The organism is Falsiroseomonas sp. (assembly GCF_051860665.1).
Taxonomy (GTDB): Bacteria; Pseudomonadota; Alphaproteobacteria; order Acetobacterales; family Acetobacteraceae; genus Falsiroseomonas.
This window is the reverse complement of sequence record NZ_JBHYDM010000024.1, coordinates 44,803-66,537: the sequence shown is the minus strand read 5'-3', so window position 1 is coordinate 66,537 and position 21,735 is coordinate 44,803. Positions and strand designations below refer to the sequence as shown.

Here is a 21,735-nt window from a genome sequence, read left to right as displayed (position 1 = left end):
GCATGGCGCGCTACCTGGCTGGGCGGCTGATGCATGTCGCGCTGATGCTGTTCGGCCTGGTGGTGATCACCTTCGTCATCGCCAATGTCACGCCGGCCGATCCTGCAGCGCTGGCCGCCGGGCCGGATGCGACGCCGGAGATGGTGGCGACGATCCGCGCCGAATACGGGCTGGACCGGCCGCTGCCGGAGCAGTTCTGGCGCTATGTCACGGATCTCGCCCGGGGCCATTTCGGCCGGTCGCTGACCAGCGGCAATACGGTGGGCGAGGATCTTCTGCGCTATGTGCCGGCGACCTTCCAGCTCGTGATCCTGGCCATGGGCTTTGCCTGTGTGGTGGGCATTCCGCTCGGCATCCTCGCCGCCGTCTGGCGCGGCTCCTGGCTCGACCATGGCATCCGGGTGCTGGCCGTCTCCGGCATCGCGCTGCCCGCCTTCTGGATCGCGCTGCTGCTGCAGATGGTGGTGGGCGTCTGGTGGGGCTGGCTGCCGACAGGGGGCATATTGTCCATCGCCGCCGATCCGCCGCCACCCATCACAGGCATGGTGCTGTTCGATTCCCTGCTGACCGGGCAATGGGACAGCCTCCGCGATGCCGCATCCCATGCCGTGCTGCCGGCCTTCGTGCTGTCCCTGCCCTGCCTCGCCTCCGTCCTGCGGGTGAACCGCGCGGAGATGATCGAGGTGCTGGGCTCGGACCATGTCACCGCCGCCCGCGCGCATGGCGTGATGCCGGTGCGGGTGGTGGGCCTGCTGGCGCTGAAGAACGCCATGCTGCCGACGCTGGCCATGATCGGGCTGCGCTTCGGCTGGATGCTGGGCGGCACGGTGCTGGTGGAGACGGTCTTCGACTGGCCGGGCATCGGCCTCTATGCCGTGAATTCCGCCATCGCCTCCGACTTCAAGCCGGTGATGGGGGTGACGCTGGTGATCGGGCTGATGTTCATGCTGGCCAATCTTCTCGTCGACCTCGCCTATGGCTGGCTCGACCCGCGGACGCGCGGCGCATGAGCGAAGCCATCCTGCCCGCCTCGCGCCGCGCGCGCTTCGCCACCGAACACGCCGGCAGCATCCGCCAGGCGCGCTTCTTTCTGTGGACCTTCACGCGCAGCCCCTCGGCCATGCTGGGCCTTGTGCTGGTGCTGGCCTTCCTGCTGCTGACGCTGATCGGGCCCTGGATCGTGCCCTATCCGGACCATGCGCGCGGCGCGGTGAACCTGGCCAACCGCCTGCAGCCGCCTTCCGCCGCGCATTGGTTTGGCACGGATGAGATGGGCAGCGACATTCTCACGCGCGTCGTCATCGGCACGCGCACCAGCTTCTGGATCGGCGTCACCATCACCGGCCTGGCCGCGCTGGTCGGCGTGCCGCTGGGCATCGCCGCCGGCTATTTCGGCGGCCGCATCCGCGCCGTCATCATGCGCATCACGGATGTCTTCCTGGCCGTGCCGGGCCTAGTGCTGGCATTGGCCATCGTGGCGGCGCTCGGCCCGGGCATCCTGCATGGCGTGCTGGCGCTCGCCATCGTCTGGTGGCCCGGCTATGTCCGGCTGATCGAGGCCAAGGCGCTGACCTTGCGCAGCGAAGCCTATGTGGAAGCCGCGCGCACCATGGGCGCCTCCCACGCCCATATCCTGTGGCGCCACATCCTGCCCAATTGCGTCAGCCCGCTTGTGGTCAAGGCCAGCATGGACATGGGCATGGCGATCCTGGCCGCCGCCTCGCTCGGCTTCATCGGCCTCGGCGCCAAGCCGCCGGCGCCGGAATGGGGCGCAATGATCGCCACCGGCCGCACCTATATGCCGGACTGGTGGTGGTATTCCGCCTTTCCGGGCCTGTTCATCTTCCTCACCGTGCTCGGCTTCAACCTGTTCGGCGACGGGCTGCGCGATACGCTGGACCCGCGGAGTTCGCGCGGGTGAGCCTGATCGAGATCCAGGACTATCGCCTCGCCTTCGATGGCTTCGAGGGCCGCGTGCATGTGCTGGACGGCATCGACCTCGCCATCGAGTCCGGCGAATCCGTCGGCATCGTCGGCGAGACCGGCTGCGGCAAGTCCGTGCTCGCGCGCAGCCTGCTGCGGCTGAACCCCTCGCCGCCGGCGCGCATCGTCTCCGGCGCCATCCGCTACGATGGGGCGGATATCCTGGCGATGGACCATGGCGCGCTGCGCCGGCTGCGCGGCGGCACCATCGGCATGGTCTTCCAGGACCCCGTCACCTACCTGAACCCCGTCTTCACCATCGGCCGCCAGATGGAGGAAGTGCTGCGCGCGCATGAGCCGGACCTGTCCCGCGCCCAGCGCCGCGCACGCTGCATCGAATTGCTGGATTCCGTGCGCCTGCCGCAGCCCGCTTCCTTGCTGGATCGCTATCCGCATGAACTCTCCGGCGGCATGCGCCAGCGTGTGCTGATCGCGGAGGCGCTGGCCGGCAATCCGCGCGTGCTGGTGGCGGATGAACCCACCACGGCGCTGGACGTCACCATCCAGCGCCAGATCCTGGCGCTGATCGCCGATCTCGTCGCGCGGCTGGGGCTGACGCTGATGCTGATCAGCCACGACCTGGGCGTGATCGGCGCCGCCTGCCGGCGCATCGTGGTGATGTATGCCGGTACGATCGTGGAGGATGCGCCGGCCGAGGCGCTCTTCGCCGCGCCGCAGCACCCCTATACGCGCGGCCTGCTCGCCGCCATGCCGGATCTGCGGCAGCCGGACCATATGCCGGCGGGCATTCCCGGCAGCATCCCGAACCTGCGCGACCCGCCCCAGGGCTGCCGCTTCCATCCGCGCTGCCCGCTGGCCATGCCCATCTGCCGCAGCGCCAAGCCCGTACTGCGCGGCGCGCCGCATGCCGTGGCCTGTCATGCCCTCACCGATTGGGCGGTGGTGCCATGATCCCGTTGCTGGAACTGCGCGACGTCACCGTGCGCTTCGGCAGCCATGCGGCGGTGGACCGGGTCAGCCTGGCCTTGCCGCCCGGCGCGGCGCTCGGCCTGGTGGGCGAATCCGGTTCCGGCAAATCCACCCTGCTGCGTGTGCTGCTGCGGTTGCAGGAGGTGGCATCCGGCCAGGTGCTGATGGATGGGGCGGAGATCACCACCGCCCGCGGCGCCGCGTTGCGCGCCCTGCGGCGCGACGTGCAGGTGGTGTTCCAGAACCCCCATTCCGCGCTGAACCCGCGCCTGTCCGTGCATGATGCGGTGGCGGAGCCGCTGCAGATCCAGGGCGGGCTGAGCCGCACGAAGCTGCGCGCGCGCATCGACGGGCTGCTGGAGGATGTGGGCCTCGGCCCCGAATTCCTCTGGCGCTTCCCGCATGAATTGTCCGGCGGCCAGAAGCAGCGCGTCTGCATCGCCCGCGCCCTCGCCCCTGGCCCCCGCGCGCTGCTGCTGGATGAGCCGACCTCGGCGCTGGATGTCTCGGTCCAGGCACAGATCATCGACCTGCTGCGGCGGCTGCGCGCGCGGCACCAGCTCGCCTTCCTCTTCATCTCGCACAACCTGGCCGTGGTGCAGCTGCTCTGCGAGGAGATCGCGGTGCTGCGGCAGGGGCAGGTGGTGGAGCGCGGCCCGGTCGGCCAGGTGCTGCACGCGCCGGCACATGACTATACCCGTGCCCTGCTCGCCTCCGTCCTGCCACCCGGCGTCAACCGGCTGGACACGCCCATTCCCTGACCGGCCTTGGATCGCGGCGCGCGATCGGCCAGGATGGCCGCATGGCGAAGCGCATCGAGATCCTGGTCGGCGCGGCCATTGGCCTCGGCATGACGGCGCGCGCCGCGGTGGATGGCGGCGCGGATTTCCTGCTGGTGCTCAGCGCCGGAAGGCTGCGGGTGATGGGCGCGCCCTCGCTGTCCTGCATGCTGCCGATCCGCGACAGCAATGCCTTCACGGATGCCTTCGCCCGGGCCGAGATCCTGGACCGCGTCGCCGTCCCCGTCTTCTTCGGCGCCGCGGCCTGCGACCCGCGGGAGGCGCTGCCCGCCCTGCTCGGCCGCATCCGCGACGCCGGCTATCACGGCATCGCCAATTTCCCCACCGCCATCCACCTCGACGGCAGCTTTCGCACCGCGCTGGAAGCCGCAGGCCTCGGCTTCGCGCGGGAGGTGGCGATGCTGCGCGACGCCGCCAGCCAGGGCCTGGCCACGCTGGGCTATGCCAAGACACGGGCGGAGGTGGATGCGCTGCTGCAGGCACGGGTGCAGCGGATCTGCCTGAACTTCGGCTGGAATTCCGGCGGCAGCCAGGGTGTGCCCAGCGGCGTGCCGCTGGAGGCGGCGGCGGAACGCGCGCGGCGCCTGTTCGCCCATATCCGCAGGCGGGCACCGGGCACGCTGTGCTTCGTGGAGGGCGGGCCGATCATCGATCCGGCGCATCTGCAGCAGGTCTGCGAAGCCTCCCGCGCCGATGGCTATCTCGGCGGCTCCACGCTGGACCGGCTGCCGCTGGAGATGGCGGTGATGCAGACCACCTCCGCCTTCAAGACCACGCGGCTGCTGCCGCAGGATGGCGATGCCGCACCTTCATTGCCCGGCCTGGTCGGCCGCTCCCAGGCCGCGCGGCAGCTGGTGGCGCGCATCGCGCGGCTGGTGGCGACGGACCTGCCCATCCTGGTGGAAGGCGAGCCGGGCAGCGGGCGCACCACCGTGGCGCGCGCCATCCACCAGGCCAGCGGCCGCAGCGGCACGCTGACCTTTTTGGACGCGCGGCAGGATATCGCGCCGCGGCTTTTCGGGGATGGCGGGCCGGCGGCCCTGCTGGCGCTGCGTCACAGCACGCTGGTGATCGAGGGCGCCGATGCCCTGCCGCCGCTTCTGCGCGCCCGCCTGGCCGATTGGATCGAGCGCGGCAGTTTTTCCCGATTTGCCAAGCCGTCCGAGCGCAGCCCGGGCGCAAGGCTGGTGCTGACGCATCCGCCGGGTGGGGAGGCGCTGGCGCGCGCGCTCTCGGCCCAGCGCCTGGTGGTGCCGCCGCTACGCGAAAGGCTGGAGGACCTGCCCCTGCTGGCCCGCGCCATGCTGCGCGGCAGCCAGGCCGGGGAGCTGGAGCCGGCGGCGCTGCGGCTGCTGATGGCGCGCAGCTGGCCCGGCAATCTGCGCGAGCTGGCGGAGGTGCTGCGCCGCGCCGCCACCGAGGGCCGCGGCGGCCGCATCACCCTGGCGGCGCTGGAGGCGCAGCTGGGCCCGGCCAGCGCCGCGCCACCGGCCTCGCCGCTCGACGAGCGCGCCTGGATCCTGGATGCGCTGCGCCGCAACCGCTTCCGCAGGGGCGAGACCGCCGCCTTCCTCGGGATCGCGCGCAAGACGCTCTACAACCGCATGCGGCGCCTGGGGCTGGAGGATTGATGGGGCGCGCCCCAGGCCAGCGCCTCCCCACCCTCCACCGCCACGCGCGTGGCCAGCCCCGCCCACCATGCGGCCTCCTCCGCGCGCGGCGCGATGCCCGGATGCAGCAGGATCCGCCGCAGGCCGAGGCTGAGCGCCGCATCCACCGCGAGGCGTGAGGTGGCGCAGGCGATCGGCGCGAAGCCCAGCTCCGCCAGGCGTTGCAGCAGCCGGAACTCGGCCTCCGCCCGGTAGTTCACGGCGGCCAGCGCGGCGGCGGTCTCGCCTTCGAAGAGTTGCACCGTGGGGTAGTTCACCACCTGGGTGATGCCGGCCGCGCGCAGGGTGGCGGCCAGGTCCGCCAGGCGCAGGAAGGGGTCGCAGGCGAAGACGCCGGCGATGGGGCCGGCGCCGCGAAAGGGGCGTCGGGCGGCCAGCGCGGCCGTGAGGCTGCCATTGATGTCCAGCACCGGCAGCAGCGCCACCAGCGGCCAGCTTTCGACGGGAAAGGGGGCCAGCGCCGGCAGGAAGACGCGCCGCGCGCGCTCGGCGGGCGGCAGGGCATCGAGCTGCACGGCGGGCTGGAGGCTGGGCGGATGCGGTGGAGGCATTACCCATTCTTACCCAAACATTGCAGAATTACCATCTTGCAGCGCCCCTTGTCGCTTCGCCATGCTGCCCCCGAAGCGGACCGCAAGGCCGCAGGGGAAACGACAACGGCATGGATCTGGCGGCAACCATCGTGCTGAACGGGCTGACGCTGGCCGCGCTGTATTTCATCGTGGCCGCCGGCTTCTCGCTCATCTTCGGGCTGATGCGTGTGGTGAACATGGCACATGGCGCCATGTATCTCGTCGCCGGCTATGTCGGCTACGCGGTCTTCGAGCCGCTGTACGACCGCGATGTCTGGTACGCCTGGTATGCGGGCCTCGCCGCCGGCGTCGCCTTCGCCGCGGTCTTCGGCGCCTTGGTCCAGAAGCTGCTGCTCGGCTGGATGCAGGGGCAGGAGTTGCGGCAGGCGCTGGTCACCATCGGCCTGTCGATCATCGTCGCCGACCAGCTTCTGGCGGTCTTCGGCGGCACGCCGCGGCAGTTCTTTGCGCCGGATGCCATCTTCGGCTCCACCCAGGTGCCGGGCGTGGGCGGCTATCCCACGTTTCGGCTGGTGCAGATCGGCATCGCATTGGCGGTCGGCATCGGCCTTTGGCTGCTGCTGAACCGCACGCGGCTCGGCATGATGATCCGCGCCGGGGTCGATGACCGGGAGATGCTGGGCGCCTGCGGCGTGAACATGCCGCTGGTGGGCATCGCGGTCTTCGCGCTGGGCGCGGCGCTGGCGGGGCTGGGCGGCGTCATCGGCGCCACGGCGCAGCCGCTGGCGCAGGGCGCGGATGGGCGCTTCCTGCTGGTCTCGCTGGTCGTCGTCATCGTCGGCGGCATGGGCAGCATCACCGGCACGGCGCTGGGCGCGGTGCTGATCGGGCTGGCCGAGCAGATCGGCCAGGCGGTCTTCCCGACCTATTCGGTGATCCTCACCTTCGTCATCATGGTGGCGGTGCTGGCGCTGCGGCCGCAGGGGATCCTGGGCCGTGCATAGCCGCTGGTCACTGCTGGGGCTTGCGCTGCTGCTGGCGCTGCCCTGGCTGCTGCCGCAGTTGCTGCCGGCGAACCAGGCGCAGTTCTGGACCGCGAATATCCTGGGCCGCGCGCTGGTCTTCGGCATCATCGCGATGTCGCTGACCTTCCTCGCCACCTATGGCGGCTTCATCTCTTTGGCGCAGATGACCATCGCCGGGGTTGCCGGCTATGCGCTGGCCGTCTTCGTGGAGGGTGCGGTGCCGCGCATCGCCGGTGGCCTCGGCTATGCCACGGCCATTCCGGTGGGCCTGCTGGCCGCGACGCTCATGGGCCTGCTGGTGGGCGCCGTCAGCGTGCGCACGCGGGACATCTACCTGCTGATGATCACGCTGGCGCTGGCCATGGGCGTGTTCCGCTTCATCGAGACGAACATCGCCTGGTTCAACGGCTATGAGGGCATCCGCAACGTCGTGGGGCCCACCATCTTCGGCGCCGATTTCCGCAATGCGCTGGTCTTCTATCACATCGCGCTGGGCACCGCGGCCGCGCTGTACTTCGGCATCCTGTATCTGGTGCGCACCCCCTTCGGCCTGGTGCTGCAGGGCATCCGCGACAATCCGCGGCGCGTCGCGGCGCTGGGCTATTCGGTGGGCCTGCACCGCATCGCCGCCTTCGGCGTAGCGGGCTTCGTCGCCGGCTGCGGCGGCATCCTCTCCACCATCTACAATATCGGCATCTCGCCCGGCTCGATCGGCCTCGGCGCCTCGGTCAATGTGCTGATCATGAGCGTGATCGGCGGGCTTGGCCATCCGATCGGCGCCTTCATCGGGTCCCTGATCTTCACCGTCTTCGACACCTTCGCGGCCACCATCTACGACCGCGACCGCTTCAACACGCTCATCGGCATCGTCTTCCTGGCGATCGTGCTGGCCTCGCCCGATGGCATGATCGGGCTCGGCGCGCGCCTCAGGCGCCTCGTCACGCCACGCCGCGAATGAGCGCACCCCGTCCGCAAGGCCAGCCGGCCACGCGCACCACCACAACAAACCAGCAAGGAGGATTGGCCATGCAATTCCGGATCACCCGCCGCGCCGCGCTGCTCGGCGCCGCCGGCCTCGCCACCGCACCGCTCGCCGCCCCCGCCATCGCCCAGCGCGCGCCGATCCGCCTCGGCGGGCTCACCACGCTGGAAGGCCCCTTCGCCACCGGCGGGCAGGATGCCTATCGCTGCGTGCAGCTCGAGCTCGACCGCATCGAGAACACCGTCGGCGGCCGGCGCATCGAATTCATCCGCGAAAGCTCCAATGCCCAGGCCGATGTCGCCCTGGCCCGCGCCCGCAAGCTGATCGAGCAGGACAATGTGGATATCATCCTCGGCCCGCTCTCGGGCGCGGAGGGCATCGCGCTGCGCGACTATTCCCGGACGTTGACGGGCAAGACCATCGTCAACGGATCCTCGGGCGCCTCTGATACCACCCTGCGCAACCCCTCCCCCAACTTCTTCCGCTTCTCCACCGACGGCACGCAGTGGATGGCGGGCCTCGGCCGGCACGTCTACCAGACGCTGGGGATCCGGGAGGTGGCGATCACCGCCGGCGACTATGCCTTCCCCTATGCGCAGGTCTTCGGCTTCAACCTGGAATTCTGCCGGCTGGGCGGCAAGGTGACGCAATACTGGGCGCCGCTCGGCACCACCGACTTCACCTCGCAGATCGCGCAGATCAACCGCTCCGGCGCCGGCGCCATCGTCGTGGTGCATGGCGGCACGGACGGCCTCGCCTTCATGACGCAGTATGCGCAGGCGGGCGGCAACAAGCCGCTGATCGGCGGCTCCATCATGGCGGACCAGACCATGCTCTCCGCCCGCGGGCCGCATCGGCGCGTGATGATGGGCATGCTCTCCGGCGGTCCCATCGCCGATATCATCGACGACCCCACCTGGAACGATTTCGTCGCGCGCTATCGCCGCCGCTGGGCGAATGAAGGGGGCTTCGCCTCGCCCTCCATCCATGGCGTGAACTATGTGACGAACCTCTACGGCATCCTGCACGCGCTGCGCGCCGTGGATGGCGATCTCTCGGGCAACCAGGCGGCTTTCCAGCGTGCCCTGGCGGCGGCGGAAGTCACGGCGCCCACCGGCGCCGCCGTGAAGCTGGACCACAATCGCCAGGCGATCTCCGATATCTTCCTCAACAAGATCGAGGAACGCTCCGGCAATGCCGTGGTCGTGGCCTTCGATCGCGTGCGGCAGGTGAACCAGACTCTGGGGACGCCGGAGGCGCAGTTCCTGCAGCTCGGCTCCCCCTCCCGCGACAATGCGGGCTGCATCTCCGCCTGATTCCTTCTACCGTGGGACCGGCGGTTGCCGGTCCCGCATTTCCAGCACTGGCAGATCGTGAATCCACCGGCCATCTCGCTGCGCGGCGTCAGCCGGCGCTTCGGCGCCCTGCGCGCCCTGCATGAGGTCAGCTTCGATGTTCAGCCCGGCGAACGCCGCGCGGTTCTGGGGCCGAACGGCGCCGGCAAGACCACGCTGTTCAACACCATCTGCGGCGACTTCCCGCCGACTGCCGGCAGCATCGCGCTGTTCGGCGCCGACATCACGCGGCTGAAGCCGCATCAGCGCACGCGGCTCGGCATCGGCCGCACCTATCAGACCTCGCTGCTGTTCAACGGGCTGACGGTGCGGGAGAACCTGTTCATCGCCGTGCGCGGCACGCGGCCCAATCGCTTTTCCTTCCGCCGTCCCGCGCCGGGTGACGAAGCCATGGCCAAGGTGCAGGAACTGGCGGAGCGCATGCGGCTGACGCATCTGCTGGAGGCGGAGGTGGTGAACCTCAGCCATGGCCAGCGCCGGCAGCTGGAAGTCGGCATGGCGCTGGCCGGCGATCCGCGCGTGCTGATGCTGGACGAGCCAGCCGCGGGCCTTTCGCCGGGCGACCGGCCCGAACTGCTGAAGCTGCTGCGCGAATTGCCGCGCAGCCTGACGCTGATCCTGATCGAGCATGACATGGATATCGCCCTGCCCGCCGCCGATATCGTCACGGTGATGAAGGATGGCGAGGTGGTGGTGGAGGCGACGCCGGACCGCATCGAGAGCGATCCCGTGGTGCAGGCCATCTACCTCGGCGGGGCCGCATGATGCTGGCGATCCGCGACCTGCATGTGCGCTTCGGCCAGGCGCATATCCTGCAAGGCGTTTCGCTGAGCGTGGGTGCCACGCCCGTCGCCATCGTGGGCCGCAACGGCATGGGCAAGACCACGCTCTGCCAGGCGGTGATGGGGCTGGTGCGCGCCAGCGAGGGTGAGATCAGCCTGGATGGCGCATCGCTGGCCGGGCAGCCGCCCTTCCGCATCGCCCGCCGCGGCATCGCCCTGGTGCCGCAGGGCCGGCGCACCTTTCCCTCGCTGACGGTGGACGAGCATCTGCGGCTGGTCGCGACGCGCGGTGCGCGATGGACCATCGACCGCGTCTACGCCACCTTCCCGCGCCTGGCCGAACGCCGCCGCAATGGCGGCACGGAATTGTCGGGCGGTGAGCAGCAGATGCTCGCCATCTCCCGCGCCCTGCTGATGAACCCGAAGCTGGTCATCATGGACGAGCCGAGCGAGGGCCTGGCCCCGGTCATCGTCGACCATCTGATCGAGGTGCTGCGCGGCCTCGCCGCCGACGGCATGGGCCTGCTGCTGGTCGAGCAGAATCTGCGCGTGGCGACGCAGGTGGCGGAGGAGGTGGCCATCATGGTCACCGGCCGCATCGCCACCACCATGCCGGCAGCGCAGCTGGCGGAGGATACCGAGTTGCAACGCCGCTACCTCGGCGTCGCGGCCGGCGGACATTGAGACGGGAGGAGGGGATGGCGAAGGTCTACGTCATCGGCACGATGGATACGAAGGGCGATGAGCTGCGCTTCGCCGCTGATTGCCTGCGCCGCGCGGGCGCCGAGCCGCTGCTGGTGGATGTCGGCACCAAGGCCCGGGGCGAAGGCGCGGATGTGACGGCGGCGGAGATCGCGGCGCATCACCCGCAGGGCGCCGGCGCGGTGCTCGGGCTGGACGATCGCGGCGCGGCGGTGGCCGGCATGGCGGAGGCGCTGACGCGCTGGCTGGTGGCGCGCACCGATATCGGCGCGGTGCTCGGCCTCGGCGGCTCCGGCAATACCGCGCTGGTGACGCAGGCGATGCGCGCGCTGCCCATCGGTACGCCGAAGCTGATGGTCAGCACCGTCGCCTCCGCCAATGTCGCGCCCTATGTCGGGCCGACCGACCTCGCCATGATGTATTCGGTGGTCGACGTCGCCGGGCTGAACCCCATCTCGCGCCGCGTCATCGCCAATGCCGCGCATGCCGTGGCCGGCATGGCGCGGCACAGCCTGGCGGAAGTGGCGGCCCAGAAACCCGGCATCGGCATGACGATGTTCGGCGTCACCACCGCCTGCGTCACCATGCTGCGGGAAGCGCTGGAAGCCACCCATGAATGCTACGTCTTCCACGCCACCGGCGCCGGCGGCCGCAGCATGGAGAAGCTGGCGGATTCCGGCCTGGTCTCCGCGCTGATCGATGTGACGACGACGGAGGTGCCGGATTTCCTGGTCGGCGGCGTCTTCCCCTGCGACGCCGATCGCCTCGGCGCGCCGATCCGCACGCGGCTGCCCTATATCGGCAGCGTCGGCGCCGTGGACATGGTGAACTTTGGCGCACGCGACAGCGTGCCGAGCCAGTTCTCGACGCGGAACCTCTACGTCCATAATCCGCAGGTGACGCTGATGCGGACAACGCCGGACGAGAATCGCGCGATCGGGGAATTCCTGGTGGAACGGCTGAACCGCATGGAGGGGCCGGTGCGCTTCCTGCTGCCGCTCGGCGGCGTTTCCGCCATCGATGTGCCGGGCATGCCCTTCCACGACCCCGCCGCCGACTCCGCGCTGTTCGAGACCATCCGCGCCGGCTTCGTCACCACGCCGCACCGCAAGCTGATCGAGGTGCCCGCCGCGATCAACGACCGCGCCTTCGTCGATGCCACGCTCGCCGCCTTCCGGGAGATCACCTGAGCCATGCCCCGCTTCACCCGCAAGGAGCTGCTCGACCGTTTTCGCGCCATGGTCGCCCGCAACGAGCCGATCATCGGCGGCGGCGCCGGCACCGGCCTTTCCGCGAAATGCGAGGAGGAGGGCGGCATCGACCTGATCGTCATCTACAATTCCGGCCGCTACCGCATGGCCGGCCGCGGCTCGCTCGCAGGTCTGCTCGCCTATGGCAATGCGAATGACATCGTGAAGGAGATGGCGCGGGAGGTGCTGCCGGTGGTGAAGCGCACGCCGGTGATCGCCGGCGTCAATGGCACCGACCCCTTCGCCATCATGGATCATCTGCTGGACGAGCTGAAGGCACTCGGCTTCGCCGGCATCCAGAATTTTCCCACGGTGGGCCTCATCGACGGCACCTTCCGCGCCAACCTCGAAGAAACCGGCATGGGTTTTGGGCATGAGATCGACATGATCCGCCTGGCCCATGCGAAGGACATGCTGACCACGCCCTATGTCTTCAATGCGGAGGAAGCGGCGGAGATGGCGCGTGCCGGCGCCGATATCCTGGTGCCGCATCTCGGCCTCACGACCGGCGGCGCGATCGGCGCGCAGACTGCGCTGAAGCTGGAGGATTGCCCGAAGCTGATCGACGCATGGGCCGAAGCCGCGCGGCGCGTGCGGCCCGATATCATCGTGCTCTGCCATGGCGGGCCGATCGCGACGCCGGAAGATGCCGCCTACATCCTGCGCAATACGACGAACATCAACGGCTTCTACGGCGCCTCCTCGATGGAGCGGCTGCCGACCGAAACCGCGCTGACCGCGCGCACCCGCGACTTCAAGTCCATCACCTTCTGAGGACGCATCCCATGGCCCGCGCCTTTGCCTCCACCATCCTGGACGCGCCCATCGAGGCCGTCTGGTCGGTGATCCGCGACTTCAACGGCCTGCCGAGCTGGAACCCCGCCGTCACGCGATCCGAGATCGAGGGCGGCCTCGCCTCCGACGTGGTGGGCTGCATCCGCAGCTTCCACCTGGCCAATGGCGCGCATGTGCGGGAGCGTCTGCTGAGCCTCAGCGACCGCGACTATTCTTTCGCCTATAATTTCGAAACACCCGCCTTCCCGGTCGAGAACTACATCGCGCGCGTCAAACTGCTGCCGGTGACGGATGGCGACCGCACCTATGCGGAATGGGAGGCGGTCTTCGACGAGGCGCCGGAGGATCGCGGCAAGTATGTCGAGATCATCGGCCAGCACGTCTTCCAGGCGGGGTGGGATGCGCTGAAGCCGGTGGTCGCCGGCCGCGCCGCACCCGCTGGCGCGCAACGCTGGGCCGGCTTTCCGCCGAACAAGGTCTGGTGCAGCACCGTGCTGGACGGGCCGGCGGAGGCGGTGTGGCAGGTGATCCGCGACTTCGCCGGCATGGGCGCCTGGCATGACGACATCACCGAGATGCACATGATCGGCGGCGGCCGCAGCGACCAGGTCTCCGGCACGCGCGACTTCCGCTTCTCCGGCAGCCCGCTGCACGAGAAGCTGCTGCATCTGGACGATGCCGAGCGCAGCTTCTCCTACTGCATCACGCGCTGCGAGATGCCCTGGATGAACTATGTCAGCGGCGCGCGGCTGTTTCCCGTGACGGATGGCAACCGCACGCTGGGCGTCTGGACCGGGGACTGGCTGGCCTCGCCGCAGGACGATGTGGCGCTGATCCCCAATACCGAGCGGAACGTCTATCTGAAGGCGCTGCGCACGGTGAATGCGCGGCACTTTTCCAGGGCCTGACGCCTTCGCGCCGGGCGCCGGCGGGACTACAAGCGCCAGCACGGAACCGGCTGGACCTATCGCATGACGATCGCCGCACCGCTGTCCTCGCGCATCGCGGTGATCGCCGTGGCGATGATGTTCGGCCTCACCTATAGCCTGACAGCCGCGCTGATCGCGCTGGACCTGGCCCGCGCCGGGCTGGGGGAGGCCTGGATCGGCGCCAATGCAGCCATGCATGCGGTGGGCGTTCTGGCCATGGCCTTCCTGCTGCCGCGCCTGGTGGTGCGCATCGGCATCCGCCGCATGGTCATCCTGGCGCTCGGTGTCGCGGCCGCGGTGATGGCGACCTTCCCAGCCCTGCCCCTCATCTGGCTCTGGTTCCCGCTGCGCATCCTGCTGGGCGCGGCCTCCGAAGTGCTGTTCGTGCTGTCCGAATACTGGACCAACAGCCTGAGCACGGAGGCCACGCGGGCCCGCGCCATGGCCGCCTATACCGCCGCCATGTCGCTGGGCTTCGCCATGGGCCCGCTGGTGCTGTCCGTGGTCGGCAGCGCCGGCGCCGCGCCCTTCCTGGTGGGGTCCGGCATCGCGCTGCTGGCGGCGCTGTTCATCGCCTCCCCGCGCGTCGTCGCGCCGGGATTCGACAAGCCCTCGCATGGCAGCCCGCTGCATTTCATGCGCCTGGCTCCCGTCGCCATGGCCGCCGTGGCGGTGAATGCGGCGATCGAGACGGCGGGGCTGTCCTTCCTCGCGCTCTATGCCGTGCAGCTCGGCTGGGCGGAGGGAGAGGCGACGCAGTTGATGTCCTGCATGCTGGTCGGCGCCATCCTGCTGCAACTGCCGATCGGCTGGCTGGCGGACAAGATGGACCGCATGGCGCTGGTGCGCATCCTGGCGCTGGCGGCCGCGCTGGGCGCGCTCGCCTGGCCCTGGGTGCTGGCGAGCCCCGTGCTGACCTATGTGCTGCTGTTCTGCTGGGGCGGCGCCTTCGTCGGCATCTATACGCTGATGCTGGCGGTGGTCGGCAGCCGCTTCGGCGGCGCGGAGCTGGTGGGCATCTACGCTGCCATGGGCTTCGTCTGGGGCATCGGCGCGCTGGCCGGGCCGGTGCTGGCGGGCTTTTCCATGGAGCTGGCGCCGCATGGGCTGGCGGTCTTCTGCGCCGCCGCCTGCCTGGCCTTCCTCGCGTCCACGCGGATCGGCCGGAGGTAGCGGCCGTCAGGCGAAGCGCGCCGCCAGCCGCTCCAGCGCCTCCTGCCGCCCGCTGCGCGGCGCAGGGCCGGCGCCCGCCGCCTCCGCCCGCGCCGCCAGGGCGGCCAGGTCCATCTCACCGGCGAGGATGGCCTTGCCGGTCGCCCCCTCCCAGCCGGCATAGCGTTCGGCCCGCAACCGATCCAGCGTGCCGTCCTGCAGGATGCGCGCGGCGATCAGCAGGGCCTGGGCGCAGCAGTCCAGCCCGCCGAGATGGGCCTGCAGCAGATCCTCCGGATCGATGCTCTGGCGGCGGATCTTCGCATCGAAGTTGATGCCGCCGGTGCCGAGCCCGCCGGCGCGCAGCACCTCCAGCATCGCCAGCGACAGGTCCTGCGCATTGTTCGGGAACTGGTCGGTATCCCAGCCATTCTGCGGATCGCCGCGATTCATGTCGAGCGAGCCGAGGATGCCGAGCGCCGCGGCGGTGGCGATCTCATGCTCGAAGCTGTGGCCGGCCAGGGTCGCGTGATTGGCCTCGATATTCACCTTCACCTCGCCCAGCAGCCCGTGCCGCGCGAGGAAGCCATAGACCGTGGCGACATCGCGGTCGTACTGGTGCTTGGTCGGCTCCATCGGCTTGGGCTCGATCAGGATGGTGCCGCGGAAGCCGATGCGGTGCTTGTGTTCCACCACCAGCTTCAGGAAGCGGCCGAGCTGCGCATCCTCCCGCGCCAGGTCGGTGTTGAGCAGCGTGTCATAGCCCTCCCGCCCGCCCCAGAGGACATAGTTCTCGCCGCCCAGGCGGTGCGTTGCCTCCAGCACATGCTTCACCTGGCCGGCGGCGAAGGCGAAGACCTCGGGGTCCGGGTTGGTGGCGGCGCCGGCCATGTAGCGGGGGTGGCTGAACAGGTTCGCGGTGCCCCAGAGCAGGCGGATGCCGCTGCGCTGCATATGGGCCTGCACCACCTCCAGCATCCGGTCCAGGCGGTCGTTGCTCTCGCGCAGGGTGGCGCCTTCCGGGGCCACGTCGCGGTCGTGGAAGCAGAAGAAGGGCAGGCCGAGGCGTTCCATGAAGGCGAAGGCGGCATCGGCCTTCATCCGCGCGCCCTCCATGGGGTCCGCGGCAGCGAACCAGGGGCGTTCCAGCGTCGGCGCGCCGAAGGGGTCGCCGCCATTGCCGACGAAGGAATGCCAATAGGCCACGGCGGGGCGGAGCCAATCCGCCATGCTGCGGCCCAGCACCTGGCAATTGGCGTCGTAGTGGCGCAGCGCGAAGGGGTCGGTGGAATCCGGCCCGGCGAAGCGGACCTGCGGCAGGCGGTCGAATGCGGTGCTCATGCGGGGGCTTCCCTTTCGACGGTCTCGGCAAACAGGTCGCGCAGCGCGGGGTAGAGGCGGCGATAGGCCTGGCGCCGGGGGGCGAGCGCCTCGGCCAGCGCCGGGTCGGGTTCATGACGGGCGGCGATGGCGGGCTTGCTGCACACCTCCGCCAGGCTGCCCTCCCCGCAGGCGAGGCGCGCGAGGCGCGCCGCGCCCAGCGCCGGACCCACCTCGCCGCCCTCGGTCGCCAGGATCGGCCGGTCCAGCGCCGCGGCCAGGATGCGCAGCCAGGCCGCGCTGCGTGCGCCGCCGCCGATGGCGGTCAGGGCCGGAATGTGCCCGCCCTGTGCCTGCAGCGCATCCAAACCGTCGGCGAGCGCGAAGGCCACGCCTTCGAGCACCGCGCGGGTCATGTCGGCGCGGCTGGTTGCGTCCGTCAGGCCGAAGAAGCAGCCGGCGGCGGCGGCATCATTATGCGGCGTGCGCTCGCCGGAGAGATACGGAAGAAAGACCAGCCGCCCGGGCGCCGCCAGCCCAGCCTGGTCCAGCTCCGCCAGCAGCGCCGCCTCCGCCGTGCCGGTGGCACGCGCCAGCCAGGCGAGCGAGGCGGCGGCGGAGAGGATGACGGCCATGCGGTGCCAGATGCCCGGCAGGGCATGGCAGAAGGCATGCACCGCGCGCCCGGGATCCGGCCGAAAGCCGGAATCGCTGACGAAGACGACGCCGGAGGTGCCGAGCGAGACGAAGGCATCGCCCGGCGCGACGCAGCCGATGCCGACCGCCCCCGCCGCATTGTCCCCCGCCCCGCCCGCCACCGGGATGCCCGCCGGCAGGCCGAGCCGCGCCGCGGCATCCGCGCGCAGCCGGCCGGAGACCTCGGTGCCCTCCACCAGCCGCGGCATATGGTTCAGGGACAGGTCGGTGGCGGCCAGCATCTCCGGCGACCAGCGGCGCGCCGCCAGATCCAGCCAGAGCGTGCCGGCGGCATCCGACATCTCCGAGACCGCCTCCCCCACCAGGCGCAGGCGCAGCCAGTCCTTGGGCAGCAGCACGCGGCGGATGCGGGCGAAGATCGCGGGCTCATGCCGCCGCAGCCAGAGCAGTTTCGGCGCGGTGAAGCCGGGCATGGCGAGGTTGCCGGTGATGGCGCGCGAACGTGGCTCCGCCGCCTCCAGCGCCGCGCATTCGGCCTGGCTGCGGCCGTCATTCCACAGGATGGCGGGGCGCAGCAGCTGGTCCGCGCCATCCAGCAGCACGGCGCCATGCATCTGACCCGCCAGGCCGATGCCTCGCAGCCCCGAAAGGTCGTGCTGCCGCCGCAGCGCGGCCAGGGCGGCGACCGTCGCATCCCACCAGGCCTCCGGGTCCTGCTCGCTCCAGAGCGGGTGGGGGTGGGAGAGGGTGAGCGGCGCGCTGGCCTGGGCCAGCACCTGCCCCGCATCGCCGGTCAGCACGGCCTTGAGGCCGGAGGTGCCGAGATCCAGGCCGAGATGCATCAGCCGGCAATCGCGGTCCAGGCGGCGTCGCGGCGGCTGGACTCCAGCGCCGCCGCGATGAAGCGCATGCCGCGCAGCCCCTCCGCGATGCCAGGCACCAGCAGGCTGGCCGGGTCCGGCGCGCGGCCATCGAGGCGCGCCGCGATCTGCTCCGCCAGGTCGCGATAGATCTGCGCGAAACCTTCCAGATAGCCCTCCGGATGCCCGGCCGGGATGCGGCTGGCATGGGCGGCCACGGCGGTGGCGCCGGCGCCGGCGCGGCGGATCAGCCGCGGCGGCTCGCCGAAGGGCGTGTGCAGCAGGGCGTTCGGCTGTTCCTGCGACCAGTCCAGCCCGCCCTTCTCGCCATAGAGGCGCAGCCGCAGCGCATTCTCATTCCCCGGCGCGACCTGGGAGGACCAGAGCATGCCGCGCGCGCCGCCGGCGAAGCGCAGCAGCATCTGCGCATGGTCGTCGACCCGGCGGCCCGGCACGAAGCGGGTGAGCTCCGCCGCCAGGCTCTCGCAGCGCAGGCCGGAGACGAATTCGGCCAGGTTGAAGGCATGGGTGCCGATATCGCCGAGGCAGCCGGCGGCGCCGGAACGCTCCGGGTCCGTGCGCCAGGCGGCCTGCTTCTGGCCGGTCTGCTCCAGCGCCGTGGTCAGCCAGTCCTGCGGATATTCCACCTGCACCACGCGCAGCGCGCCGAGCGCGCCGTCGGCCACCATGTCGCGCGCCTGCCGGACCAGGGGGTAGCCGGTGTAGTTGTGGGTCAGGCCGAAGACGATGCCGGCCTCAGCCAGCAGCGCGGCCAGGGATTCGGCATCCTCCAGGCGATGCGCCAGCGGCTTGTCGCAGACCACATGGATGCCGCGCGACGCAAAAGCGCGGATCGGGGCGGCGTGCCTATGGTTGGGCGTGACGATGGCGACCACATCGATGCCATCCGGCCGCGCCGCCTCGCGCTCCGCCATCTGTTCGAAATCCTCGTAGGCGCGGTCGGGCGCGATGTGCAGCTCCGCGGCACTGGCCTTGGCGCGGGCTGGATCGGAGGAGAGCGCGCCGGCGACCAGCTCGTAGCGGTCATCGATCCGCGCCGCGATGCGGTGCACGCCGCCGATGAAGGCGCCCTGCCCGCCGCCCACCATGCCGAGCCGCAGCCGCCGCCCGGCCGCCGCGGCGCGCATTGCCTCGATCGCCATCAGCCGAGCCCCAGCAGCTTGCGGTTGGTCGCCTGGTCCACACCGCTGGCCGCGAAATCGTCGAAGGCGCGGGAGGCGACCTGGATGATGTGGTTCGCGATGAAGGGCGCGCCTTCCGCCGCCCCCTGCTCGCTATCCTTGATGCAGCATTCCCATTCCAGCACGGCCCAGCCATCGAAGCCGTATTGCGAGAGCCTGGAAAAGATCGCGCCGAAATCCACCTGGCCATCGCCCAGCGAACGGAAACGGCCCGCGCGCTGCGCCCAGGGCTGGAAGCCGCCATAGACGCCCTGGCGGCCGCTCGGGTTGAACTCGGCATCCTTGGCGTGGAAGGCGCGGATGCGCGGGTGGTAGATGTCGATATAGCTGAGGTAGTCGAGCTGCTGCAGCACGAAGTGGCTGGGGTCATAGAGGATGTTGCAGCGCGGATGGTTGCCGACGCGCTCCAGGAACATCTCGAAGGTCACGCCGTCATGCAGATCCTCGCCGGGATGGATCTCGTAGCAGACGTCGCAGCCAGCCTCCTCGAAGGCATCGAGGATGGGGCGCCAGCGCGCGGCGAGTTCGTCAAAGGCGGCCTCCACCAGTCCGGACGGGCGCTGCGGCCAGGGATAGAGGAAGGGCCAGGCGAGGGCGCCGGAGAAGGTGGCATGCGCGGTCAGGCCGAGATTTCGGGAGGCGCGCGCGGCCAGCTTCATCTGCTGCACCGCCCATTGCTGCCGCGCCTGCGCATTGCCGCGCACCTCCGGCGCCGCGAAGCCGTCGAAGGCCAGGTCATAGGCCGGATGCACGGCGACCAGCTGGCCCTGCAGATGCGTCGAAAGCTCGGTCAGCGCCAGGCCGTGTTCGGCAAGGATCCCCTGCACCTCCTCGCAATAGCCGCGGCTATCGGCGGCCTTCGCCAGGTCGAACAGCCGCGCATCCCAGGAGGGAATCTGCACGCCCTTGTAGCCGTGCCCCGCCGCCCAACGCGCCAGGCCGGCCAGGCTGTTATAGGGCGCGGCATCGCCGGCGAATTGCGCGAGGAAGATGGCGGGGCCCTTGATGGTCCTCATGGTGATGTCTCCTCCGGTCTTGCGTCGGTGCTCAGCCCTTCACGGCGCCGCTGGTCAGCCCGGCGACGATCTGCCGTTGGGCGAAGAGGAAGAAGATCACGGCGGGCACCAGGGTCAGCGTGATGAAGGCGAGGATCATGGGCCAGTCGGTGGAGTATTCACCGGCGAAGTCCATGATGGTGAGCGTCCAGGGATAGGCGCGCGACGAATTCAGCAGCGTCAGCGGCAGCAGGTAGCTGTTCCAGCTATGCACCAGGGAGAAAACGGCGACGGTGGCGAGGATCGGCCGCGAGAGCGGCAGCACCACATGCCAGAGAAAGCGGGCATAGCCGCAGCCATCGATCGTCGCCGCATCCCACAGCGCCTCCGGCAATTGCCGGAAGAAGCCCCAGAGCAGCAGGATCGCCATGCCGAGGCCGAAGGCGGTCTGCGGCAGGATCACGCCCCAATAGGTATCGAGCAGGCCGAGATTCCGCACCCGGATGAACAGCGGCAGGATGGCAGTGGCCGCCGGGAACAGCAGCCCCATCAGGAAGTAGGAAAACAGCAGCTTCTTGCCCAGGAAGCGGATCTGCGCGAAGGCGAAGGCGGCCATGACGGAGACGATCAGCGTCAGCACCACCGTCCCCACCGCCAGCAGCAGCGAATTGCCGAGCGAAAGCCACAGCCGCTGGCTGAACAGGGAGTCGAGGTAGTTCGAAAGAATCCAGTCCTGCGGCAGGCCGAAGGGATTCACCCGCAGCTCGCCCATGGTCTTGAAGCCGCCGATGGCGACGGTGAGCAGCGGCACCAGCACGAAGCCGGCCACCAGCAGCAGCGAGAGCATGCGGCCAGTCGGCGCCTCGTCGCGCATCAGTCACGCTCCCGCAGCACGAAGCGCCGGTAGATCAGGGTGAAGCCGACGCAGGCGAGGAAGAGCACCACGCCCACCGCGCTGCCGAAGCCGATGTTCATGCGGGTGATGCCGAAGCTGTACTGGAAGCTGACCACGGTATGGGTGGTGTTGGAGGGCCCACCGCCGGTCAGCGGCATCACCACGTCGAACAATTGCAGGGAGCCGACGACGGCGAAGAAGATCGAGATGCGGATGGCGGGCCAGAGCATCGGCAGCAGGATGTAGCGGAAGGACTGCCAGCGCGTCGCGCCATCGATCGCGGCCGCCTCGCGCAGCTCCCGCGGAATATCCTGCAGGCCCGCCACGTAGATCATCATGTGGAAGCCGAAATACTTCCAGATGACGACGGCGAGGATGGTGTAGATGGCGAGGTCCGGATCGGCCAGCAGGAAGGGCGGCTCGAAGCCCAGCGCGCGCGCGGCGGCGGCGATCAGCCCCACATTGCCGTCGAAGATGAAGCGCCAGATCAGCCCGGCCGCGACCTCCCCCAGCACATAGGGCAGGAAGAAGATGGTGCGGAAGATGGTGCTGCTGCGGCCGCCGCGGGCCACCAGCATGGCCAGCCAGAGCGCCAGCGGCAGCTGCAGCAGAAGGGAGACGACGACCACCAGCATGGTGTTCATCACCGCGGTGGCGAAGACCGTATTGGCGAAAAGCTGCTGGTAGTTGCGCCAGCCCACCCAGTTGGTCGGCACGCCATAGCCGTTCCAGCGGTAGAAGCTGTACCAGGCGGCCTCCGCCACCGGCAGCACGACAAACAGCGTGAAGAGCAGCGTGGCCGGCAGCAGGAAGCCGCCGGCCGCCAGGTTGCGACCGAGCGCCGCGCGGCGCCGGTCGCGCCGCCGCGCCGGGCTGGCGACCGTGCCGAGGGCGGTGACCGCGCCGCTCATCCGCCGC

Annotated in this window: 21 protein-coding genes; 14 read left to right on the top strand and 7 right to left on the bottom strand. The window is 70.0% G+C overall.

What is annotated here, in order from left to right; genetic code table 11:
* The first annotated feature begins 2 nt into the window (after positions 1–2).
* From ACTIF1_RS20100 to ACTIF1_RS20080, 5 genes are read left to right on the top strand one after another with little or no spacing between them, the layout of a single operon-like run.
* Positions 3–1,010 (top strand): ABC transporter permease, encoded by a 1,008-nt coding sequence (locus tag ACTIF1_RS20100; RefSeq protein ID WP_439598242.1) that lies wholly within the window; start codon positions 3–5, stop codon positions 1,008–1,010.
* On the top strand, positions 1,007–1,921 hold the full coding sequence (locus tag ACTIF1_RS20095) for an ABC transporter permease (RefSeq protein WP_439598241.1): 915 nt from the start codon (positions 1,007–1,009) through the stop codon (positions 1,919–1,921). Before ACTIF1_RS20100 ends, ACTIF1_RS20095 begins: the two co-directional genes overlap by 4 nt.
* Positions 1,918–2,895: an ABC transporter ATP-binding protein gene (locus ACTIF1_RS20090; RefSeq protein WP_439598240.1), complete on the top strand. Its 978-nt coding sequence runs from the start codon at positions 1,918–1,920 to the stop codon at positions 2,893–2,895. Before ACTIF1_RS20095 ends, ACTIF1_RS20090 begins: the two co-directional genes overlap by 4 nt.
* Positions 2,892–3,674, top strand: a complete 783-nt coding sequence (locus tag ACTIF1_RS20085) for an ABC transporter ATP-binding protein (protein ID WP_439598239.1) — start codon at positions 2,892–2,894, stop codon at positions 3,672–3,674. The genes ACTIF1_RS20090 and ACTIF1_RS20085 overlap by 4 nt, the downstream gene beginning before the upstream one ends.
* 41 nt (positions 3,675–3,715) lie before the next feature.
* Positions 3,716–5,344 (top strand): phosphoenolpyruvate hydrolase family protein, encoded by a 1,629-nt coding sequence (locus ACTIF1_RS20080; protein WP_439598238.1) that lies wholly within the window; start codon positions 3,716–3,718, stop codon positions 5,342–5,344.
* Here the strand turns inward: ACTIF1_RS20080 and ACTIF1_RS20075 are convergent.
* Positions 5,308–5,934 (bottom strand): phosphoenolpyruvate hydrolase family protein, encoded by a 627-nt coding sequence (locus ACTIF1_RS20075; RefSeq protein WP_439598237.1) that lies wholly within the window; start codon positions 5,932–5,934, stop codon positions 5,308–5,310. The genes ACTIF1_RS20080 and ACTIF1_RS20075 overlap by 37 nt on opposite strands.
* A gap of 110 nt (positions 5,935–6,044) precedes the next feature.
* Between ACTIF1_RS20075 and ACTIF1_RS20070 the strand changes: the two genes are divergently transcribed.
* The 9 genes from ACTIF1_RS20070 to ACTIF1_RS20030 all read left to right on the top strand — a co-directional run bounded on the left by ACTIF1_RS20070 (position 6,045) and on the right by ACTIF1_RS20030 (position 14,909).
* Positions 6,045–6,920, top strand: coding sequence for a branched-chain amino acid ABC transporter permease (locus tag ACTIF1_RS20070; RefSeq protein ID WP_439598236.1), 876 nt, complete (start codon positions 6,045–6,047; stop codon positions 6,918–6,920).
* A complete protein-coding gene (locus tag ACTIF1_RS20065) occupies positions 6,913–7,899 on the top strand; it encodes a branched-chain amino acid ABC transporter permease (RefSeq protein WP_439598235.1) in 987 nt (328 codons plus the stop codon). The genes ACTIF1_RS20070 and ACTIF1_RS20065 overlap by 8 nt, the downstream gene beginning before the upstream one ends.
* A gap of 68 nt (positions 7,900–7,967) precedes the next feature.
* Positions 7,968–9,239, top strand: a complete 1,272-nt coding sequence (locus ACTIF1_RS20060) for an ABC transporter substrate-binding protein (RefSeq protein ID WP_439598234.1) — start codon at positions 7,968–7,970, stop codon at positions 9,237–9,239.
* Between the two features lie 57 nt (positions 9,240–9,296).
* Positions 9,297–10,043 carry an ABC transporter ATP-binding protein gene (locus tag ACTIF1_RS20055; protein ID WP_439598233.1) on the top strand — a complete coding sequence of 249 codons (747 nt, stop codon included), beginning with the start codon at positions 9,297–9,299 and terminating at the stop codon, positions 10,041–10,043.
* Positions 10,040–10,744: an ABC transporter ATP-binding protein gene (locus ACTIF1_RS20050; protein WP_439598232.1), complete on the top strand. Its 705-nt coding sequence runs from the start codon at positions 10,040–10,042 to the stop codon at positions 10,742–10,744. Before ACTIF1_RS20055 ends, ACTIF1_RS20050 begins: the two co-directional genes overlap by 4 nt.
* Positions 10,745–10,758: 14 nt before the next feature.
* Positions 10,759–11,952 carry a Tm-1-like ATP-binding domain-containing protein gene (locus ACTIF1_RS20045; protein WP_439598231.1) on the top strand — a complete coding sequence of 398 codons (1,194 nt, stop codon included), beginning with the start codon at positions 10,759–10,761 and terminating at the stop codon, positions 11,950–11,952.
* A 3-nt stretch (positions 11,953–11,955) separates the two neighbouring features.
* Positions 11,956–12,786, top strand: a complete 831-nt coding sequence (locus ACTIF1_RS20040) for a phosphoenolpyruvate hydrolase family protein (RefSeq protein WP_439598230.1) — start codon at positions 11,956–11,958, stop codon at positions 12,784–12,786.
* Between the two features lie 11 nt (positions 12,787–12,797).
* Positions 12,798–13,715 carry an SRPBCC family protein gene (locus ACTIF1_RS20035; protein ID WP_439598229.1) on the top strand — a complete coding sequence of 306 codons (918 nt, stop codon included), beginning with the start codon at positions 12,798–12,800 and terminating at the stop codon, positions 13,713–13,715.
* A gap of 63 nt (positions 13,716–13,778) precedes the next feature.
* Complete coding sequence (locus tag ACTIF1_RS20030; RefSeq protein WP_439598228.1) at positions 13,779–14,909, top strand: MFS transporter; 1,131 nt, start codon at positions 13,779–13,781, stop codon at positions 14,907–14,909.
* Positions 14,910–14,915: 6 nt separating this feature from the next.
* Here the strand turns inward: ACTIF1_RS20030 and xylA are convergent, their stop codons facing one another.
* From xylA to ACTIF1_RS20000, 6 genes are read right to left on the bottom strand one after another with little or no spacing between them, the layout of a single operon-like run.
* Positions 14,916–16,229: a xylose isomerase gene (gene xylA, locus ACTIF1_RS20025; RefSeq protein WP_439598227.1), complete on the bottom strand. Its 1,314-nt coding sequence runs from the start codon at positions 16,227–16,229 to the stop codon at positions 14,916–14,918.
* The gene (xylB, locus tag ACTIF1_RS20020; protein WP_439598226.1) at positions 16,226–17,707 is read right to left on the bottom strand and encodes a xylulokinase; all 1,482 of its coding nucleotides are present in this window, start codon (positions 17,705–17,707) and stop codon (positions 16,226–16,228) included. Before xylB ends, xylA begins: the two co-directional genes overlap by 4 nt.
* Positions 17,707–18,888, bottom strand: coding sequence for a Gfo/Idh/MocA family protein (locus ACTIF1_RS20015; RefSeq protein ID WP_439598225.1), 1,182 nt, complete (start codon positions 18,886–18,888; stop codon positions 17,707–17,709). The genes xylB and ACTIF1_RS20015 overlap by 1 nt, the downstream gene beginning before the upstream one ends.
* Positions 18,888–19,943: a sugar phosphate isomerase/epimerase family protein gene (locus ACTIF1_RS20010; RefSeq protein ID WP_439598224.1), complete on the bottom strand. Its 1,056-nt coding sequence runs from the start codon at positions 19,941–19,943 to the stop codon at positions 18,888–18,890. Before ACTIF1_RS20010 ends, ACTIF1_RS20015 begins: the two co-directional genes overlap by 1 nt.
* A 31-nt stretch (positions 19,944–19,974) precedes the next feature.
* Complete coding sequence (locus tag ACTIF1_RS20005; RefSeq protein ID WP_439598223.1) at positions 19,975–20,796, bottom strand: carbohydrate ABC transporter permease; 822 nt, start codon at positions 20,794–20,796, stop codon at positions 19,975–19,977.
* Complete coding sequence (locus tag ACTIF1_RS20000; protein ID WP_439598222.1) at positions 20,796–21,728, bottom strand: carbohydrate ABC transporter permease; 933 nt, start codon at positions 21,726–21,728, stop codon at positions 20,796–20,798. The genes ACTIF1_RS20005 and ACTIF1_RS20000 overlap by 1 nt, the downstream gene beginning before the upstream one ends.
* Between the last annotated feature and the right edge of the window lie 7 nt (positions 21,729–21,735).

Coding starts and splice junctions, on each gene's coding strand:
- ACTIF1_RS20005 (WP_439598223.1), bottom strand. CDS start 20,796: ATGCGCGACGAGGCGCCGACTGGCCGCATGCTCTCGCTGCTGCTGGTG.
- ACTIF1_RS20040 (WP_439598230.1), top strand. CDS start 11,956: ATGCCCCGCTTCACCCGCAAGGAGCTGCTCGACCGTTTTCGCGCCATG.
- ACTIF1_RS20035 (WP_439598229.1), top strand. CDS start 12,798: ATGGCCCGCGCCTTTGCCTCCACCATCCTGGACGCGCCCATCGAGGCC.
- xylB (WP_439598226.1), bottom strand. CDS start 17,707: ATGCATCTCGGCCTGGATCTCGGCACCTCCGGCCTCAAGGCCGTGCTG.
- ACTIF1_RS20000 (WP_439598222.1), bottom strand. CDS start 21,728: ATGAGCGGCGCGGTCACCGCCCTCGGCACGGTCGCCAGCCCGGCGCGG.
- ACTIF1_RS20080 (WP_439598238.1), top strand. CDS start 3,716: ATGGCGAAGCGCATCGAGATCCTGGTCGGCGCGGCCATTGGCCTCGGC.
- ACTIF1_RS20030 (WP_439598228.1), top strand. CDS start 13,779: ATGACGATCGCCGCACCGCTGTCCTCGCGCATCGCGGTGATCGCCGTG.
- ACTIF1_RS20095 (WP_439598241.1), top strand. CDS start 1,007: ATGAGCGAAGCCATCCTGCCCGCCTCGCGCCGCGCGCGCTTCGCCACC.
- ACTIF1_RS20060 (WP_439598234.1), top strand. CDS start 7,968: ATGCAATTCCGGATCACCCGCCGCGCCGCGCTGCTCGGCGCCGCCGGC.
- ACTIF1_RS20050 (WP_439598232.1), top strand. CDS start 10,040: ATGATGCTGGCGATCCGCGACCTGCATGTGCGCTTCGGCCAGGCGCAT.
- ACTIF1_RS20075 (WP_439598237.1), bottom strand. CDS start 5,934: ATGCCTCCACCGCATCCGCCCAGCCTCCAGCCCGCCGTGCAGCTCGAT.
- xylA (WP_439598227.1), bottom strand. CDS start 16,229: ATGAGCACCGCATTCGACCGCCTGCCGCAGGTCCGCTTCGCCGGGCCG.
- ACTIF1_RS20070 (WP_439598236.1), top strand. CDS start 6,045: ATGGATCTGGCGGCAACCATCGTGCTGAACGGGCTGACGCTGGCCGCG.
- ACTIF1_RS20015 (WP_439598225.1), bottom strand. CDS start 18,888: ATGGCGATCGAGGCAATGCGCGCCGCGGCGGCCGGGCGGCGGCTGCGG.
- ACTIF1_RS20010 (WP_439598224.1), bottom strand. CDS start 19,943: ATGAGGACCATCAAGGGCCCCGCCATCTTCCTCGCGCAATTCGCCGGC.
- ACTIF1_RS20085 (WP_439598239.1), top strand. CDS start 2,892: ATGATCCCGTTGCTGGAACTGCGCGACGTCACCGTGCGCTTCGGCAGC.
- ACTIF1_RS20100 (WP_439598242.1), top strand. CDS start 3: ATGGCGCGCTACCTGGCTGGGCGGCTGATGCATGTCGCGCTGATGCTG.
- ACTIF1_RS20045 (WP_439598231.1), top strand. CDS start 10,759: ATGGCGAAGGTCTACGTCATCGGCACGATGGATACGAAGGGCGATGAG.